Annotated in this window: 14 protein-coding genes and 1 riboswitch; of the genes, 10 read left to right on the top strand and 4 right to left on the bottom strand. The window is 45.3% G+C overall.

Annotation, left to right across the window (positions count from 1 at the left end; all coding sequences use genetic code 11):
* Positions 1-138 precede the first annotated feature (138 nt).
* From EXW93_RS13795 to EXW93_RS13785, 3 genes are read left to right on the top strand one after another with little or no spacing between them, the layout of a single operon-like run.
* Positions 139-543: a hypothetical protein gene (locus tag EXW93_RS13795; RefSeq protein ID WP_174316603.1), complete on the top strand. Its 405-nt coding sequence runs from the start codon at positions 139-141 to the stop codon at positions 541-543.
* Positions 527-1,261 carry a nuclease-related domain-containing protein gene (locus EXW93_RS13790; protein ID WP_174316602.1) on the top strand — a complete coding sequence of 245 codons (735 nt, stop codon included), beginning with the start codon at positions 527-529 and terminating at the stop codon, positions 1,259-1,261. Before EXW93_RS13795 ends, EXW93_RS13790 begins: the two co-directional genes overlap by 17 nt.
* A gap of 34 nt (positions 1,262-1,295) precedes the next feature.
* Positions 1,296-2,990 carry a WD40 repeat domain-containing protein gene (locus EXW93_RS13785; protein WP_174316601.1) on the top strand — a complete coding sequence of 565 codons (1,695 nt, stop codon included), beginning with the start codon at positions 1,296-1,298 and terminating at the stop codon, positions 2,988-2,990.
* Between the two features lie 127 nt (positions 2,991-3,117).
* Here the strand turns inward: EXW93_RS13785 and EXW93_RS13780 are convergent, their stop codons facing one another.
* Positions 3,118-4,143, bottom strand: coding sequence for a GGDEF domain-containing protein (locus tag EXW93_RS13780; RefSeq protein WP_174316600.1), 1,026 nt, complete (start codon positions 4,141-4,143; stop codon positions 3,118-3,120).
* Between the two features lie 233 nt (positions 4,144-4,376).
* Positions 4,377-5,168, bottom strand: coding sequence for a glycoside hydrolase family 191 protein (locus EXW93_RS13775; RefSeq protein ID WP_254606212.1), 792 nt, complete (start codon positions 5,166-5,168; stop codon positions 4,377-4,379).
* A 106-nt stretch (positions 5,169-5,274) separates the two neighbouring features.
* Positions 5,275-5,359, bottom strand: a riboswitch (cyclic di-GMP riboswitch).
* A 71-nt stretch (positions 5,360-5,430) separates the two neighbouring features.
* Between EXW93_RS13775 and EXW93_RS13770 the strand changes: the two genes are divergently transcribed.
* The 5 genes from EXW93_RS13770 to pelG are packed head-to-tail and all read left to right on the top strand — an operon-like array spanning position 5,431 to position 12,250.
* Positions 5,431-6,657 carry a GAF domain-containing protein gene (locus EXW93_RS13770; protein WP_023469427.1) on the top strand — a complete coding sequence of 409 codons (1,227 nt, stop codon included), beginning with the start codon at positions 5,431-5,433 and terminating at the stop codon, positions 6,655-6,657.
* Entirely contained in the window at positions 6,654-7,562 is a 909-nt protein-coding gene (locus EXW93_RS13765; RefSeq protein ID WP_174316598.1) for a hypothetical protein, read from the top strand. Before EXW93_RS13770 ends, EXW93_RS13765 begins: the two co-directional genes overlap by 4 nt.
* The gene (locus tag EXW93_RS13760) at positions 7,559-9,394 is read left to right on the top strand and encodes a DUF2194 domain-containing protein (protein ID WP_023469425.1); all 1,836 of its coding nucleotides are present in this window, start codon (positions 7,559-7,561) and stop codon (positions 9,392-9,394) included. Before EXW93_RS13765 ends, EXW93_RS13760 begins: the two co-directional genes overlap by 4 nt.
* Positions 9,391-10,809 carry a GT4 family glycosyltransferase PelF gene (pelF, locus tag EXW93_RS13755; RefSeq protein ID WP_023469424.1) on the top strand — a complete coding sequence of 473 codons (1,419 nt, stop codon included), beginning with the start codon at positions 9,391-9,393 and terminating at the stop codon, positions 10,807-10,809. The genes EXW93_RS13760 and pelF overlap by 4 nt, the downstream gene beginning before the upstream one ends.
* Complete coding sequence (gene pelG / locus EXW93_RS13750) at positions 10,790-12,250, top strand: exopolysaccharide Pel transporter PelG (protein ID WP_035396025.1); 1,461 nt, start codon at positions 10,790-10,792, stop codon at positions 12,248-12,250. Before pelF ends, pelG begins: the two co-directional genes overlap by 20 nt.
* Before the next feature lie 128 nt (positions 12,251-12,378).
* Here pelG and galE read toward each other — a convergent pair whose 3' ends face one another.
* Both galE and EXW93_RS13740 read right to left on the bottom strand, forming a co-directional pair.
* Complete coding sequence (gene galE, locus EXW93_RS13745) at positions 12,379-13,386, bottom strand: UDP-glucose 4-epimerase GalE (protein WP_035396028.1); 1,008 nt, start codon at positions 13,384-13,386, stop codon at positions 12,379-12,381.
* A gap of 73 nt (positions 13,387-13,459) precedes the next feature.
* Positions 13,460-14,440 (bottom strand): hypothetical protein, encoded by a 981-nt coding sequence (locus tag EXW93_RS13740; RefSeq protein ID WP_174316597.1) that lies wholly within the window; start codon positions 14,438-14,440, stop codon positions 13,460-13,462.
* A gap of 104 nt (positions 14,441-14,544) precedes the next feature.
* Between EXW93_RS13740 and EXW93_RS13735 the strand changes: the two genes are divergently transcribed.
* Complete coding sequence (locus EXW93_RS13735) at positions 14,545-15,246, top strand: tyrosine-protein phosphatase (protein ID WP_055969154.1); 702 nt, start codon at positions 14,545-14,547, stop codon at positions 15,244-15,246.
* A gap of 471 nt (positions 15,247-15,717) precedes the next feature.
* Positions 15,718-16,737, top strand: coding sequence for a Delta(5) desaturase DesA (desA, locus tag EXW93_RS13730; protein WP_023469419.1), 1,020 nt, complete (start codon positions 15,718-15,720; stop codon positions 16,735-16,737).
* Positions 16,738-16,751 lie beyond the last annotated feature (14 nt).

Genomic DNA, 16,751 nt, shown 5'->3' with positions numbered 1-16,751 from the left:
ACACGTTTTTTGATGGGCTTCAAAATTGTTATAGGTATATTACGAAAATAAAAAAACACTTTACTTTATTAGAGAAAAATAAAAGGAATTAAATGTAAGATGAATTGTAAAATATGAATAGATGAAAGGGGTGTTTGAATGGCAGAACAAACAGAAGTAATAGCAACCATTGTTATAGGGTTAGTTATGATCGCGATTCCTTCTCTTTTTGTATCTTATATTATTCGTAGTATCCGCCGTTATTTTTATTTAAGTAAGTTGATGAAGATTTGTGTTTACGAAGTACTGGACGACCGCAAAGTCGATCAAATGATTCGGACGTTCCGGAAATGGCGGAATTTCTTAAATTCACCGACGACCTGGAACTATGCACGACGTATCAATGAACAAGTCATGATGAGTCATCACGTTTCTTTTGCAAAGAAGCAGGCACTCTATCAGGAATTTTATCGATTAGGCGTTTCGGGAATTCAAGGACCACGTTCCGAGTCTCGTCCAATGACTGAAGGAAAAGGAGTGTTCATCCATGGCGAAGGTTCATAATGGTTCGCAACACCTACAGCAATCGATTTCAACGTACAAGCAAGAAAAGCGAAAAGGAACGCTACAGATCATACTCAGTCTTGTAGTTGCGTTTTTACTTTTATTTTTACAACCGTTAGTCGGTATCGTCCTCGGGATCATCCTTGTTGTCTACTTCTCAAAACGAAGCTCGTCACGAGCAGGAATTTCAGCAGAAGAGTACCGGATCCAGCTCCATGGACTAAATGGTGAGAAGCGACTGACGAGTCAGTTAGCGAAGTTACCCGAGAATTATGATATCTACACGAACGTATTCATCGAATGGCAGGGTAAGCGAAGCGAACTGGATTCCGTCGTCGTCGGACCGACAGGCATCTATGTCGTTGAAATGAAGTCGATGCGTGGACGTGTCTATGGGGACGAGGCAGAGAAAAACTGGTATCTCGAAAAAACCGGACGTCAAGGTGGCGTATACGGTAAGGAGTTCTACAATCCGACGAAACAAGTAGGGACGCATGTCTACCGTTTAGCAAATAATTTACGTCCTGTAGTAAAAAATCTCTGGGTTCAAGGTGTCGTCTTATTCGATCATGAGACCGCTCTCGACGTGACAAGTCAGAAGACGATCGTTACGAATGACGTCAACCAGTTGCGCGCTTATATCGAAAAGCAACCACTGACAGTCGAGTCAAAAGATATTGCGCGTATCAAGTCCTATTTTGAGCAGGGAACAGCTTAAAAAATGGATAGATAACCGAAGGGAGAGATGGAACATGAAAAAAAGTTTAGTGATTGGGATCGTGAGTGCACTATGCCTTGGTGGAAGTAACGTTTCCGCAATCGTTTCGTTTCCAAATACGGCTGCTATCGCTTCAGCAGAGAAGCTGGTCATATCAGCAGATCAATCCCGTGTTTGGGCGATGGACGCAAATGAATTCGGAAGTAAAGCATTCGACGTAAAAACAGGTGCTAAAATACACACTTTAGAAGAAGACATGAAAGACTTCACCGTATCCGATGACGGGACTCGTCATGTTGCTTTAGTAGAAGATGGATTTGTTGTCTATGATGCTACGTTACAACCCATGCAATCGAAAGTACAGACGGTTTCTATCAATCAAGAAAAAGTAGAAAATTTTTCGTATGCAGTATTCGTTCCGAATTCACATACCGTCATTTTTTTGGCAGATGAATCAGATGAAGGTAAGTTAATTGGATATGATTTAGATAAGAAAGTCGTTACATTCGTTCGAGGAACGCAACAATTCGGAGAACTATTGACTTCGAAGCAATACGTATATGTTAAAGGAGAAGAAGCTGTTTACGTTTATACACACGACGGAAAGTTTATTCGTGAAATCCCTTCCGTAGATGACACGGTTTTAAATGACATAGATGTCACGCGTGACGATGTACTTGTCGTCGCAGAAGATGCGACAGCTGTTCATGTCTACGATGGAAAAAATGACTTTCAAACGGTCGCTCCACGTGGATTCGTAACAGCAACAGACCGAGGAGTCCAGTCTGTTGCGATCGATCCTTCTGGGTCATACGTTGCAACACTTGATGAAGATGAGCAGTTCCGCCTGTTTGATCGTTCGGGACGCCGTATTTTTACATCTCTCGATAAGAGAGATGACTTTACTAAGGGACCAATTGCGATGACAGATCAAGCCAATACAATCATGATTGGTTCAGAAGAGGGAACGAACCTCTATGACGGCAGTAAAGTCATGGAACGCACGACATCGATCCTGATCCCGAAAGTACATGCGGCGATTCAAGCCGGAAAGAAGCAAACACTTCAGCTAACAGTTCAACAATTTGATGGAAAAACGAAATCGATTCGGACAGGAGTCAACTGGTCAACGACATCAAAAACGGTCCAAATCAAGAAAGGAACACTGTACGGCGTCAAACCGGGAAGTTATACGTTAAAGGCAACGTATGAAGGGCTATCCGTTACGTTAAAAGGGAAAGTGACACAAGCACCGCTAGCAAGCTTATCCGACGTCGACTGGTTAAAGAGACACTGGGCGAATATTGAAAAAAGCGGAACGTTCGAAGGGGCGTATCCATTTTCGACGCCATTTAATCAAATTCAAGGTGTTGAAGCAGCCATTGGTGTAAGAGAGAGCGTTTTTCATGGTCCAATGGTCCAAGGGGTAATATATACAAATAAGGCTACAGCTGAACAGAAGTATTCGAATCGAATTAAAAATATGACTTTAATCCCTTCTATACTGAAGCGTAATATTAATCAAACAGAAGTAATACATGCATTTGGTGATGCTTATAAACTGAATAAGTATAAATCGGCTGTACATTATTTATTTGATATTAATAAAAATCGAATTGATCGGTTTGATATTTTTTCGTATATAACCTACTATTCAGCTAGAATAAAAGTCGAGATTTATTATGATAAATATAAAATTGTACGTATGATGTCTATCTCGCAGTTTTAATTAACTTTAACTGGACATCGTGACTTTTTATTTGAAGCTTGTTCCTAGTAATTAAAAAATGAAACCGAAACATTAGAAAGACCCGAATGTGTAATCCGCTTGGATCATACATTCGGGTCGTTTGCTTTTATAACAGATGACTTGCAATCCGAACGATGTTTCGTCCGGATCGTTTCGCTTGATAAAGCGCTTGATCTGAGAGTTCCATCGAGTGCTGGACAGGAATGTCGCGCTTTCCGGAAGAGAGTCCGATTGATGTCGTGACGTGAATCGAAGAGCCGTCTAATAGACGGAACGTATGCCGTTCGACTTCCTGACGGATCCGTTCAGCGATGGTAGTCGCTTGTTCTGCCGTTAGATCGGTCAGGAGCACGATGAATTCTTCGCCACCCATCCGAGCGACTAAATCTTCTGGGCGTGTATTGCGCTCTAAAATTTTTGCGAACTGTTCCAACACGGCATCACCATTAGAGTGACCATATTGGTCATTCACTTGTTTGAACTGATCCAAATCAAGGATGATCAAGTGATAGGTCGAAGATTGACCAGCGAGTGTCTTGGCACGTAATTCCCATGCCCGCCGATTAGCAAGCCCCGTCAACGCATCATACTCCGCTAAATGTTGATAGACCTCGAGCTGTTTTCGGTGGCGTTGCTGCAACGGCAACAGATAGAGGAATATACCGTACATCAATAACGTGAGACTTACATGAAAGACGATCGTGGAAAACGTTCGATCCGGTAGGAAGAACAAAATGGTACTTCCGATCAGAAGATGCAGCATACCTAAGCGTAGAGCGAGATATGTCTTTTTTTGTAGGAGTGAGGAGAGAATCACGATGCCCACTACTGAAAGGAGCGCTTGCTCGATATCTGCCTTCATTCCTGTATTCATTAAAGTGATGAGCGCTATACTGAAGAACGCTCTTTTTTCTCGATGATAAGCCAGTATAACAAAAGGAATGACTTGCCAGATCAATGCATATGATAAAAATAAGACGTCGATGACCAACAAGTAACTGCCAAACCAGAGAATCAGGATGACAGTGCCTGCGATTTCACTATTTCTATTACGAATCAGTTGGTATGTGGCTAAAAGGAGATACGTCAGGGCGAATATCATGGACCCTTGAATCATCCAGTTTTGAATCATATATAAGACATCCAATCTATACAAATAGTTTTCTAAAATATATAATTAAAAACAAGTAGTGTCAAATACTGTATATCAGTATTTGACATAATAGATTTCTATCGAGACAAAAAGGACCATTTTCCTCAGATTTTAGAGGGGAATGGTCCTTCATCTTCGAAGTAAAGCATATGCCAGATACTTGACAAGTGATGGGATTCACTGTCATTTTATAAGGTGGTATATGAAAGGGTTTAGAATTTATTGTAATTCAAATCGACGTTTGATTTCATGTGAAGGAATCCATTCTTTTGAGCGAGTGTCGCACTTTTTGTTCCTTGTACAGAAGAAATCGTCAATGTTTTGATGTCTTGAGATTGACTCAATTTTTGGAGGTCTGTCATCCGATCCTTTGACCACTGATCGTTGGCGACCGTTGAATAATTGAAGTTCTCCCACATGATGCCGTCGACATAAGGATACGTATGATATTTCAACGTTCCGAATCCCCAGTTTTGGATCAGTGATAGAGACGCATGTTTTGTTTTTAGTGATTTTAAGAAGTTTGTCATTCCTACCCGTTGTTGTTCAAGAACGGCAGGCTGGTCGGCATGTTCGTTATCGATGTTACCGACTGTATCGAGGAAAACGCCATCTAGTCCTTTTTGGACGATTTGTTTCTCGACTTCTTTCATTAAAACAGCTTGGTAGTGCTTCGATGTAATATCCGTTAAGTACGAATCCCATTCAGCGTAATGAATACGCTGACCATCGCGATGGAAAAAGTCTGACTCGACGAGTTGTCCCATCAAATCCGTATTCCAGTTGTCTGCTTCCATCGTGTTGATGTAGCCGTATACTTTTGTACCGTTTTGTTGGATCTGTTTAATTTGTGCAGCGGAATAAAAGACGGGTTCGATGATCATGACATCGTATTGTTGCATCTTTTTGATTTTCGCTGCTGACGGTGCGTCGTAGTAAACTTTGTACGACTTCGCATCGTCCAGTGGATTGGATTTTTCTGCTTTTGCGTCTAGTGACGACATGAAGAACACTCCTAATAAAAGAATGCACAAAATAGACGTCATGCGCTTGAGTGAGATAATACCCATGTTGATAGCCTCCTGATTAATTATCAGAGAGCGGCCGCGGCATTGCAGACTGGCGATCGGTATCCGTAGATCGACGACCCATGTCTTTGCGCCCTTACTTTTCAGTAAGTTTGCCCTTCTCGATATGAAATTGTAGTGTTCCAACGATACATTTCTTCCATCTTCATACCGATAAAAAACAAAAGGAGTGAATAAAATGATATATACTCAGCACCGGCAAGGCATCAAGTGGATTGAGATGATCGTTAGTATTCTTATTATCGGCACTTTAGACTATATGTTTAACCTTTCGATCTTAAAATGGACGATTGATCCGCTTATTTTTTATATTTTACTTTTTTCTCTCCGTTATGGACTCCTCGGAGCATTCGCGAGTTTTCTGTTTACGATGATTTATCACCTGAGTTCTCTCGCCTGGGCGGGAGAAGACGTCTTACTCTTCGTTTATGATCGTGGCGAATTGTCATGGATCATTTTGCACTTCTTAGTCGCGATTTCATGCGGCATGTTCAGTACTTCTTTCCAAGAACGTTATCTATCCTTACGCTTACGACAAGAGGAAGTGACAGAAGAGAACGAACGGTTGCGCGATACGCTCGAAAAATTGCGCGTTGCGCAAGAGGCAATGCGTAACAAAGTGCTTGAATCCAATCACACGTTGACGAACATTTACCGGATCGGAACAGAACTTGATCAATCCGTCGCGGACATCGTACGCGATAAGCTGTTGCAAATCTTACAGGATTCCTTCGATGCGAAGGAAATCGCGATCTATCACGTTGATGCGTCACGTCGTACGCTTCGTTTGCATATTCGTTTTGGTGATAAGGAACTGTTGCCGCAAACGATGTTCATCGATCCGGAACAAGGCATCTATCAACGGATGTTCCAGAAACAGGCGATTGCCATCCGGACAATTGATGAGACGGATGTCCCGTTACTGATTGCACCAATCCGTTATGACGGACGCATCCAGGAAGTCGTCGTCATTCAATCGATCGCCTTCGAACGTTTGACGAACTATGAGATGCACGTCATGCAATTGATCGTCGATTGGACAGGCTCACGCATCGAGAAAGCGATGCTGATGGAATGGATCGAGACGCGTCATGAATTGATCGAAGGCACGCGCATCTTTAAACGGGAGCACTTCGAGGAGAAAGTGAAGTATCAAGAATATCGACGCGAGCATTATGGTCAGCCGTATAGTCTCGTTCAACTTGATATTCGAAATACACCGTTCTCTCTGATTGAACTGGAATTGATCTTGCGACAATCGATGCGTGAAATTGACCTGATCGGTTTTGATGAAAACACGGAGCACCTCCAATTCTTATTACCCGGAACACCTCAAGAACATGCGAACCGATTCCTCGAACGAATCAAGGCTGTGTACGTTCAAAAAGGAGGGCGTGTCCAATGACGGCACTCCTGCTCATGCTTTACGTACTTCATCTTTTGCTCATCGTGTTGGCTTATCGTGTACTCGTCTTTCGATTGCCGGAGCAAGAGCGAGGGATCTTAACGTTCGTGTGCTTGTTCAGTGCCGTCCTACCACTTCTCGGTGAAGTACTGGGGGGACTGGCTTATCTGATTTCCCGTCGTTTTGCTTCTTCCGATACGTTACTGGATTACGATGAATATGTGCAGTTCGATGTGATGAATCTTGAAGGACTGCAGCAGCAAGCTGCAGACAATATGGAGATGGTTCCGATCAAGGAGGCATTGAACATGGATGCGAAACGCCGGAAACAGTCGATGATCCATTTAACGACATCGTCCTTGAAGGAGACCGGAAAGTATTTGCAATACGGACTTGATCATGATGACTCGGAAACCGTCCACTACGCAGCGACGGTCCGAAATTCCTTATTTGACCGTTATGAAGCAAATCTTCGGCTACGGGAACAACAACTCAATCCGGTAGACGTGACGACGTATCATCTGTTCATTCAGGAATGTAAAACCTTCCTCGACAGTGGTCTATTAGATGAAGGCGGTATCGGTCGACTCGATGAGCGACTTCACCTCGTGCTAGAACAAATGCGCGCTCTCTATCCGACGGATCTCGTCCGGATTGTAGCGGAAGCGGAAATGGCGATACGTCAAGGCGAAGAGGAAAAAGCGATTTCCTTCTACGAAGAGATGATTCAGATCCATCCGACGTTGCCAGACGGATATTTAGCGTTGATTCGTTATTACTTTCAACGGCAGGACTGGACTTCGATCGGTCCGGTGCTCCATCAGTTAAGAACAACAGTAGCAGAAGAGGATATTCCAGAAGAGCATCGCTTCATATTGGAACGTTTGGAAGGAGGAGACCAATGAATAAGAAACCTTATGGCTATCTCATTGGATTATTTGTCGTCTTATTCGTGACGATGGGCATCGTACAGCTGTTTCGTCTCGATTATCCACATCGACTGATTCCTTCTGAAAAAACGAAGGTCCGTTCATTCGAGACAGCAAACACGAAAACGACTGAAGCAAAAGGGGAAGCACTTCGTGTCTACCTGCTTCAAAACGATAGCGATCTATCAAAAGGCGCAATCGAAAATTTCTCGTACGCATTGAAATATGCGAAGATCGATCACCAACGGATTCGTACGTCAGACATCAAGACGCTTCAACCGAGTGACCGGACAGTGCTTGTCTTATCCGGTGAACATACGAAGGAATGGCCGTACGAGACCATCCGAAAGTTCGTCCAACAAGGAGGTCGCTTGTACATCGCTGGTCGCTTTATTGATCCGAAATGGGGCGACTTAGTAGGGGTAGAACGCTTTGGTGATTTTAAAGAGGATGTTAACGGGATGACATTCAAAAAAGATTTATTTCCCGGGTATATCGATTTACCGAAGACTTCTACCTTGTTTGTCCATAGTATTGCGGATGTGACGTTAAAAGATGCCGACGTCAAAATCGAGGCTGATGGGAATCCGATCTTATGGACCCATGAATACGGAAAAGGAGAGGTCTTGTTCTGGAATACTTCTTCGTTACTCGAAAAAAACTCGCGTGGTCTACTCGTCCAGTCCCTGTCATTACTGTTTCCGACATTCGTCAGTCAGCAAGTCGCTGTAAAGCTAGCGCACTTCGATGATTTCCCGGCACCCGTACCAGATGCCTCCAATCCAGCGATTCAGAAAAACTATGATTTGACCGTTAAAGATTTCTTTGCAGAAGTCTGGTGGAAAGACATGCAACGGGTCGCGAAGGAACAGGATGTCATTTATTCCGGATTCATCATCGGAAGCTACAAGAATGCGATTTATGATACGGAAAAACAATTGATTGAAAACATTCGTTTTCCGATGCTGAACTTTGGACGCGGATTATTGAAGATGGGTGGAGAACTTGGTTTACATGGATATAACCACCAACCACTCATCATTAACGGGGAAACGATGGATCCGAGTCTCGGATATATCACTTGGGAGAACCGTAAGCAGATGATGAAAGGTATCGAAGAAGTGAAAACGGCACATCAGTATTTCTTCCCGAACGAGCAATTGCGCAGCTATGTACCACCTTCGAACATCATTGGTCCGACCGGTTTATCCGTCTTAAATGAAGCATTTCCGGATGGATTAATTATCGCGTCTCTTTATATTGGAGACCCATCAAAAGGAAGTTACATTCAGGAGTTCGAACCAGATTCGACCTATAAGAATCTCTATAATTTCCCACGGATCACAAGCGGATATAATGAATCGCCTGAAGACATGTTTGTCTTAGCAGATGCGGTCGCGAACTTCGGACTTGTCTCGCACTTCATCCACCCGGATGACGTCCTTGATGAACGACGCTCAAAAGGGCAAGGATGGCCGACGATGGAACGTTCGATAGAAAAGATGTTCAAAACGATCCATACGGATTATCCGTATCTCGAGAGCATGACACAGTACGATGGCTACAAAAAAATGAAGTTGTATCAAGAATCGAAAATCGATGTTCGTTATTCTAAAACAGCGATTGAGATTTCAGGTAGTCAAATGCTCCTTCCTTCGAAGATGGTCGTTCGTGTCAATGAAGGAAAACTAGCGACCGGGTCCTTCGCATACGGGCAAGTGCGAAAACTTGGAGATGCGGACGATTTATACGAAGTAGAACTCAAGAAGAACTTCGCGCGCATACCGGTACTGGAGGGATCCCAATGAAGATTGGTTTAGTGTTAGAAGGGAGTTACCCTTATGTCAGTGGTGGCGTCGCTAGTTGGGCACATATGCTGATTCAACAAATGACAGAGCATGAGTTCGAGCTGATCACGATCACACCTACACGCATGACGGAAGCAGAGTTCCGTTACACGCTTCCCGCGAACGTCGTTGGTGTGACGAACCTTCCACTCGATCAAACGCATGAGACGCGTCCGCTAAAACAGACGTTGACGCCGGAGCAGGAAGAGGATATCAAACGATGGATGCGATTCCAAGCGACGAACACGTCGATTTTCCCACTCTTTGGTCAGGCGATCGGAACATCGACGCAATTTTTCTCAAGTCGTCTCTTTTTTGATCTCGTCAAGACGAGTTACCGGGAAGAACGACAAGCTGGCTCCTTCATCGATTATTTATGGATGTGGCGTAGCATGTATGCGCCTGTTCTGGAACTGCTCCAAGCCGACTTACCGACCGTCGATTTGATCCATTCCGCGTCGACGGGATATGCGGGACTCGTCGCAGCGGCGATCAAACAACGCCAACACGTTCCGTTCGTCCTAACGGAACACGGGATCTACTCCCGTGAACGAGAAGAGGAGCTCGTCCAAGCGATGTGGATTCCACAAGAATACCGCATGCACTGGGTGCAGTTCTTCCATCACTTATCACGCGAAGCCTACGCTGGGGCGGACAATATCATCACGCTCTTTGACCGAAACGGTGAATTACAGCGTGAACTTGGAGCACCTGCCGAAAAAATTCGCGTCATCCCGAATGGAATTGATGCGACAGGACTTGCTGCGTTAGGACATACTCCAAAGCAAGATGTACTTCGGATCGGCGCAATCGTCCGCATTGTTCCAATCAAGGACATCAAGACGATGATCCATGCCGCGAAGGTTTTACAGGAAATGCACGTTCCATTTGAAATGACGATCATGGGTCCGCTTGAAGAGGATCCGGAATACGCCCGTGAATGCCAAGAACAAATCGATCTCTTTGAACTATCAGAGAGTGTGAAACTCGTCGGAAAGGTCGATATCCGGAGCTATCTACCATCATTTGATGTCTGCTTGTTGACGAGTATTTCCGAAGGTCAACCACTGGCTGTCCTAGAAGGCATGGCTGCAGGGATACCGTGGGTCGTCACTGATGTCGGTGCATGTTCCGAGCTGATCAACGGACGTGAGGATGATCCTTACGGTCCGGCTGGATTCGTCGTGCCACCGGTCAATCCTCGCCGGATCGCAGAACGGTGTGCCTGGTTCCAGTCACATCCGGAAGAAGCGATTCGCTTTGGACGAAATGGGAAAGAACGCGCACTTGCGTATTACCAGACGCACCGCTTCATCTCGGAGTATCAAACATTGTATCAAGAGAGGGGGGTGACGTATGGCGGGCATCGGGTTTAAGCTTCAAAAATTGTTTCAAGAGGACTATTTCTCATCTCGTTTAAAGGCATATGCTTTCGCTGGACTCGTCACGTCCGGTCCATGGCTCATCGTCATCTTGACGATCGCTGTGACCCAGTGGCTGACGACGTTCCTGTCGATTGCTTCTTTTGAAGAACGGACGACCTTCAATCTAGTCGTCTCATACAGCTTCATTTTTTCACAAGTGTTGCTCGGTATTCAGCAACTCGTCGTCACGCGCTATTTGGCGGACTGTTTCTACGAGAAACGATATGAAGATCTGTTTCCTGCATTTCTAGGTATGACGAAGATGACGATGGCGTTAGGCAGTATCGCCTTTCTCATCTTCCTCAGCTTCTCAAAACTTCCGTTCTTGTTGAACGGGCTGATCTTCATATTGTTCATGACGATCAATTTGATCTGGGTGCATTTCCTATTCTTAAGTGCCGCGAAGTTCTATCAGGCTGTCGCATACAGCTTTTTGATTGGCGGTATCGTAGCTGTCGGATCGGTCTTACTGATTGATCGGTATCTGATGGAGTATGTAACGGGTATCGTGACACCAAGTCTTGCCTTAACGGCAGGTTTCACATTCGGCATGATCATCACGTTATTCGGTCTATTCACCTCGATGTTGTTGACGTTCCCGCAACGCGGGACGAAAAATCAGTTTACCTACTTGAGTTATTTTGATCGTTACCCGGCGCTTTTTTGGACAAGTTTTCTCTACAATATCGGGGTGTGGGTCGGGAACTGGGTCATCTGGTTCTCTGACGGCGGTGCTGTTCATCTCGGGACATTCCGTTATCATCCGTTATACGATACGGCAATCTTCTTATCCTATTTGACGGTCATCCCGACGATGACGATCTTCGTCGTTTCCGTCGAGACGCGTTTCTATGAACGGTATCGCATCTTCTATGGATACGCGAACGAGGGCGGAACGCTGGATCAAGTTGAAAAAGCGCGGGACGCGATGTTACTCGTCTTACGACAGGAGTTACAACGACTGTTTCGAAATCAAGGATTGTTTACGCTGTTCACCTTATTGTTCGCCTCGACGTTGCTCGGTTACCTCGCATTACCTGAAGCAACGATTAGCATCTTCCAAATGACGACGATCGGTGCGTTCTCGAATGCGATGGTTCTCGTCTTGACCCTCTTGTTACTGTATTTTGAAGATCAAAAAGGAGCGGCATGGATTTCATGCGTGTTCTTCTTCTCTAATGGGATTTTAGCTTTGTTGATCGCGCCGTTCGGTTTTTCCGGATACGGTCTCAGCTTCGCGATCGGATCGACCTTGACGTTTGCGTTTGCGCTCATGCGACTCATCCATTATGTCTCGGATATTGATTACCATACGTTTTGTCGGATGGTGTTACCGCCACGCTCGATGCGTTTTACGCGATGGAGTGAACGATTGAATCGTTCGTGGATGTGAAGCGGTTAAAGGTTCTTTTGAGGAGATCAATAGCATGTAGGCTAATTTGAAAAGGCGATCCATTTCCGAATTCGTATCGGAAGTGGATCGCCCTTTTTAATTGCAGGTAAAACGATTTATCCTACCTATTATTTTTGATACCCGTCTGGATTCTTAGATTGCCAGCGCCAAGCATCCTTACACATATCATACAAGTCTTTCTCCGCCTTCCATCCGAGAAGGCGTTCTGCTTTTGAAGCATCCGCATAACACGATCCGACATCACCCGGACGTCGTGCCGTGATCTTTCGATCGATTTGCAGAGACGTCGCATCTTCGAACGTCGCGACGAGTTCAAGCACACTTGTCCCTTGTCCCGTTCCTAAATTGAATGCCTCGATCCCGGAATGATCATGATAGAGTGCCTTGATATGTCCTTTCGCTAAGTCGACGACATGGATATAATCGCGGACACCCGTACCATCATCCGTATCGTAATCATTTCCGAAAATTTGAAGGGTATCGAGTTTTCCAGCAGCAACTTGTGTCACATATGGCATCAAGTTGTTCGGAATACCGTTTGGATCCTCACCGATCAGACCGCTCATATCGGCACCAATCGGGTTGAAGTAGCGGAGTAATGTGATATCCCACGTCGGATCAGCGAACGCGATGTCTTCAAGCATCTGCTCGATCATCAGTTTCGTCGCACCATAAGGATTCGTCGCGGAGCGCGGAGCAGATTCGGTGATTGGTGTCGTCTCCGGCACACCGTAGACGGTCGCAGATGAACTAAAGACAAGTTTTTTGACATCATGCCGGTCCATCACTTCGAGTAGGACGAGCGAACTGATCAGGTTGTTTTGATAGTAGAACAACGGGCGTGATACCGATTCACCAACCGCTTTTAAACCGGCAAAATGAATGACAGCATCAATCGAATGGTTTTGGAAGATCCGTTCGAGTGCCGATTCATCCCGCACGTCCGACTCATAGAATGTGACCGTCCGGTCCGCGATGTGTTCGACACGTTCAAGGGCACTCCGATGACTGTTACTTAAATTGTCGACGACGATGACTTCATGACCCTCTCGTAGCAGTTCGAGACAGGTATGGCTGCCGATATAGCCAGCGCCTCCTGTTACTAAAATGTTCATAGGATACCCTCCGTTAAATTCCATTATTTATCTAATAATAGCATAAAGAGAGCGGTTTTTTCTTGATTTTGCTTTACATCCGTTTTGTTAGACGAATCAGCTGAATACGCGACTCGGACTCGATGATCTGTAATTGATAATGGGTGCTTATGCGCAGTCGTCCCGCTGTATTCGTCCGCTGGAACGTCCCAAGACGCGCCAACTCTTTTTGGGAAAGGCGTGGGCTCTTCCAATCGATGGCGTATGCGCGATCATCGATGAGGTGTACGGTGAATGACTCATACGTCCATGTTTCATCTACAGCCGTTTTGATTTTCTGTTTCGGTGATCCGAGACCGACCCATGTCGTAGCGGGATCATCCAATAGATCGGTCGCTCGTGTTTGTTTCGGAAGCGTCATATATGCGTCCGTCCATTTCAACAACGCCTGATCCGTCATCATGGAACCAATCGTTTTTTCGGATAGGTCGCTCGCTTTCATATATGCCTGCGTCCGGTCAGGGAGCTGGATACGCGCACGATCCTTGACGATATCGAGGACAGGGAATGCATCACCAAAGTCGGCGGATTGAAGAACGGTCGAGGAATCAGGATGACGATAAATCGGACTCGATTTCGTGGAGACGAAATGATAGATTACGTCTTTCTTCGCCCATGTCTGATATCCCCATGTAGCAAGCGCACCAATACAGAAGCAAGCGAGCGCGAGGAGGACGAGTCGCCAGGACAAGACTCGCTTTTTCGGTACTGCAGTGGGCGTCGTCTGTTCGAGCGGCATCTCGTCTCCTTCATCTAGTAAAGGAACAGATGTGAGGAAACCATAAAAGTCGGCGATGCTCTCGTGTGGATGACCGTCCAAAAATCGTTGCCACTCTTCTGGACGAACCGTATCTTGCTGAAACGGTCGCGAGGGTGCTATCCCTGTCAGATGAAGGCAGGTCGCCTGAAGCGAAGAAGAGGAAGACAAGGACAGCAGGATTCGTTCATGGAGACGCTTGATATCAACTTCCGTGTGAGAGGTATAGAATTGTAAAGCGGATAAGGCGCGATGCATAAGGCATCCTCCTTCCTTCTAACGTCAGGATATGTATGAATTTTCCGTTTCCTTTTATGATATCATTTTTTATGGGACGACGAATGAGAAAAGGGGGAACGATGATGATCGATATTCATAATCATCTTTTGCCGTTGATCGATAAGGGAGCGACTCATGTCGAAGAAACGATCCGCATGGCACGGCGTGCTGCTGCGGAAGAGGTGCGCCGAATCATCGCAACACCATATGCGACGCATGCGACAGCAGAAGAAGTCCAATTGATCGTAGCAGAGCTGAATGTTTTACTGGCCCAGCGACAGATTCCTGTCCTCGTCTATCCGGGACAACAGACGCGTTTGACACTCGGATTGCGTGATGCGGTCAACCAAGGGCACGTCTTGACGTTAGCGGATACCGCCTATCTGTTAATCGATTGCCCCGACGATCCGCTACCGGTCTATACGGAAGAAGTCATGACCGGATTAATCGAAGACGGGTATTTGCCAATCCTTGCGCAACCGGAAGATAACGCAGAACTTCTCGAGCATCCTGAACGTCTGGTCCAGCTAATTGAAAAGGGCGTGCGTTGTCAACTGGCGACACACAGTATTCTCGGTCATCACGGAGAAGAAAAGAAGCTATTTTGTCAGCGTGCCATTCAAAAAGGATGGGTACACTTCATCGCATCCAACGCTAAAAAAGCAACAGACCATCTTCATCTTATGCCGGCGTATCAACAGATTGAACAGTGGTCTGGAGCGAATGTCGTCGATCGATTAAAATGGAACGCTGAACAAATCTTGGTATCACCGCCAATTGTCTAATACATGACAGTGAGGATGACTCAACAGTCAGTCGCTACAAAGGTAAGGGTGGCAGAGTGATGATCTGCCACCCTTACCTCATAACAAAAAGAGTGACGCGTCATACGCCACTCCTACAGGAAAATGCGTATGTTTGCGCTATCAGGGACAAACAAGCCCCAATTTCATGCCTGAATAAGGCAGGAAAACTGACTTGAGTCTCGCCTGAGGAAAGGGCGTGAAAAGACGCGTCATTCTTTTTTGTCAGCCTTATTTTTTAAAAAACTTTTCTAATAAATCAAAATCCTGAAAAATATATGATATGATATCATTACTTGGTACTAAAAATATTCAAGCGATTAATCAATATGGGCATGATTACGTTCGAATCTCCGAGGACATCGTCACGTACGCCGCTCAATTCTTTCATTTTTTAGGCATCATCATCATTAGCGTCGTGAACGCTGGAACAACCCGAGGAGGAAGTAATACATGAGTAAAGAAAAAATCGCACAGCTGCGCAAACATGTCTCGCCTTTTGAAAAGGCAGACATCAAGGCCAGCATCCGACAGATGATCAATACGATCCTGCCGTTTCTCGTCATTTGGTTTTTGGCGTATCAAGCACTTCACGTGTCAGCCTGGCTCGCAGTACCGCTTGCGATGATCGCTGCGGGATTCGTCGTGCGGATGTTCATCATCTTCCACGATTGTACACATGGTTCGTTTTTCAAAAACAAAAAAGCGAATGCAATCGTAGGAACCATTACAGGTGTGCTAACGCTATTTCCATACGAAAAGTGGAAACGAGAACATGCGATTCATCACGCTTCAAGCGGTAACTTGGACAAGCGGGGCGTCGGTGATATTTGGGTAATGACAATCGAAGAATACATTGCGTCATCGAAATGGACGCGATTGAAATATCGACTCTATCGGAACCCGCTCGTCATGTTCGGACTAGGTCCGTTACTCTTGATTTTAGTGACGAGTCGTTTCAACCGGAAGGATGCACGGAAGAAAGAGCGTCTTAACACTTATCTCATTAACGGATCACTCGTCGTTTTATACGGTGTCTTGATTTACTGGATTGGCTGGCAAGCATTCTTGATCATCCAAGGGACGACGATGTTCACAGCGGGCGTACTCGGTATCTGGTTATTTTATGTCCAGCATACATTCGAGGATTCCTACTTTGAAGATGAAAACGAATGGGATTACGTCAAGGCTGCGATCGAAGGTAGTTCATATTACGAACTCCCTAAAGTATTACAGTGGGTGACAGGAAACATCGGTTTCCATCATGTCCATCACTTGAGTCCGCGTGTACCGAACTATCATCTAGAGAAAGCACACGTCTCGACACCACCGCTTCAAAAGGCGACGACGATCGGTTTGTTCTCTAGCTTAAAATCTTTACGCTATAAACTATACGATGCAAAAAATAAGACGTTTGTCACGTTCCAGGACATCAAGCATCTCCTGCGTGAACCAAAACCGTCATCACTTTAAGTCTGTAGCACTTT

The sequence above is a fragment of the Exiguobacterium sp. JMULE1 genome, assembly GCF_013337175.1.
Taxonomy (GTDB): domain Bacteria; phylum Bacillota; class Bacilli; order Exiguobacteriales; family Exiguobacteriaceae; genus Exiguobacterium_A; species Exiguobacterium_A indicum.
Note: the sequence above shows the minus strand (reverse complement) of the source record. Positions and strands in the feature narration are given on the sequence as shown.

Bases quoted from the DNA above. Each gene is read 5' to 3' on its own strand.
- EXW93_RS13795 (WP_174316603.1), top strand. From the start codon at position 139: ATGGCAGAACAAACAGAAGTAATAGCAACCATTGTTATAGGGTTAGTT.
- EXW93_RS13790 (WP_174316602.1), top strand. From the start codon at position 527: ATGGCGAAGGTTCATAATGGTTCGCAACACCTACAGCAATCGATTTCA.
- EXW93_RS13785 (WP_174316601.1), top strand. From the start codon at position 1,296: ATGAAAAAAAGTTTAGTGATTGGGATCGTGAGTGCACTATGCCTTGGT.
- EXW93_RS13780 (WP_174316600.1), bottom strand. From the start codon at position 4,143: ATGATTCAAAACTGGATGATTCAAGGGTCCATGATATTCGCCCTGACG.
- EXW93_RS13775 (WP_254606212.1), bottom strand. From the start codon at position 5,168: ATGTCGTCACTAGACGCAAAAGCAGAAAAATCCAATCCACTGGACGAT.
- EXW93_RS13770 (WP_023469427.1), top strand. From the start codon at position 5,431: ATGATATATACTCAGCACCGGCAAGGCATCAAGTGGATTGAGATGATC.
- EXW93_RS13765 (WP_174316598.1), top strand. From the start codon at position 6,654: ATGACGGCACTCCTGCTCATGCTTTACGTACTTCATCTTTTGCTCATC.
- EXW93_RS13760 (WP_023469425.1), top strand. From the start codon at position 7,559: ATGAATAAGAAACCTTATGGCTATCTCATTGGATTATTTGTCGTCTTA.
- pelF (WP_023469424.1), top strand. From the start codon at position 9,391: ATGAAGATTGGTTTAGTGTTAGAAGGGAGTTACCCTTATGTCAGTGGT.
- pelG (WP_035396025.1), top strand. From the start codon at position 10,790: ATGGCGGGCATCGGGTTTAAGCTTCAAAAATTGTTTCAAGAGGACTAT.
- galE (WP_035396028.1), bottom strand. From the start codon at position 13,386: ATGAACATTTTAGTAACAGGAGGCGCTGGCTATATCGGCAGCCATACC.
- EXW93_RS13740 (WP_174316597.1), bottom strand. From the start codon at position 14,440: ATGCATCGCGCCTTATCCGCTTTACAATTCTATACCTCTCACACGGAA.
- EXW93_RS13735 (WP_055969154.1), top strand. From the start codon at position 14,545: ATGATCGATATTCATAATCATCTTTTGCCGTTGATCGATAAGGGAGCG.
- desA (WP_023469419.1), top strand. From the start codon at position 15,718: ATGAGTAAAGAAAAAATCGCACAGCTGCGCAAACATGTCTCGCCTTTT.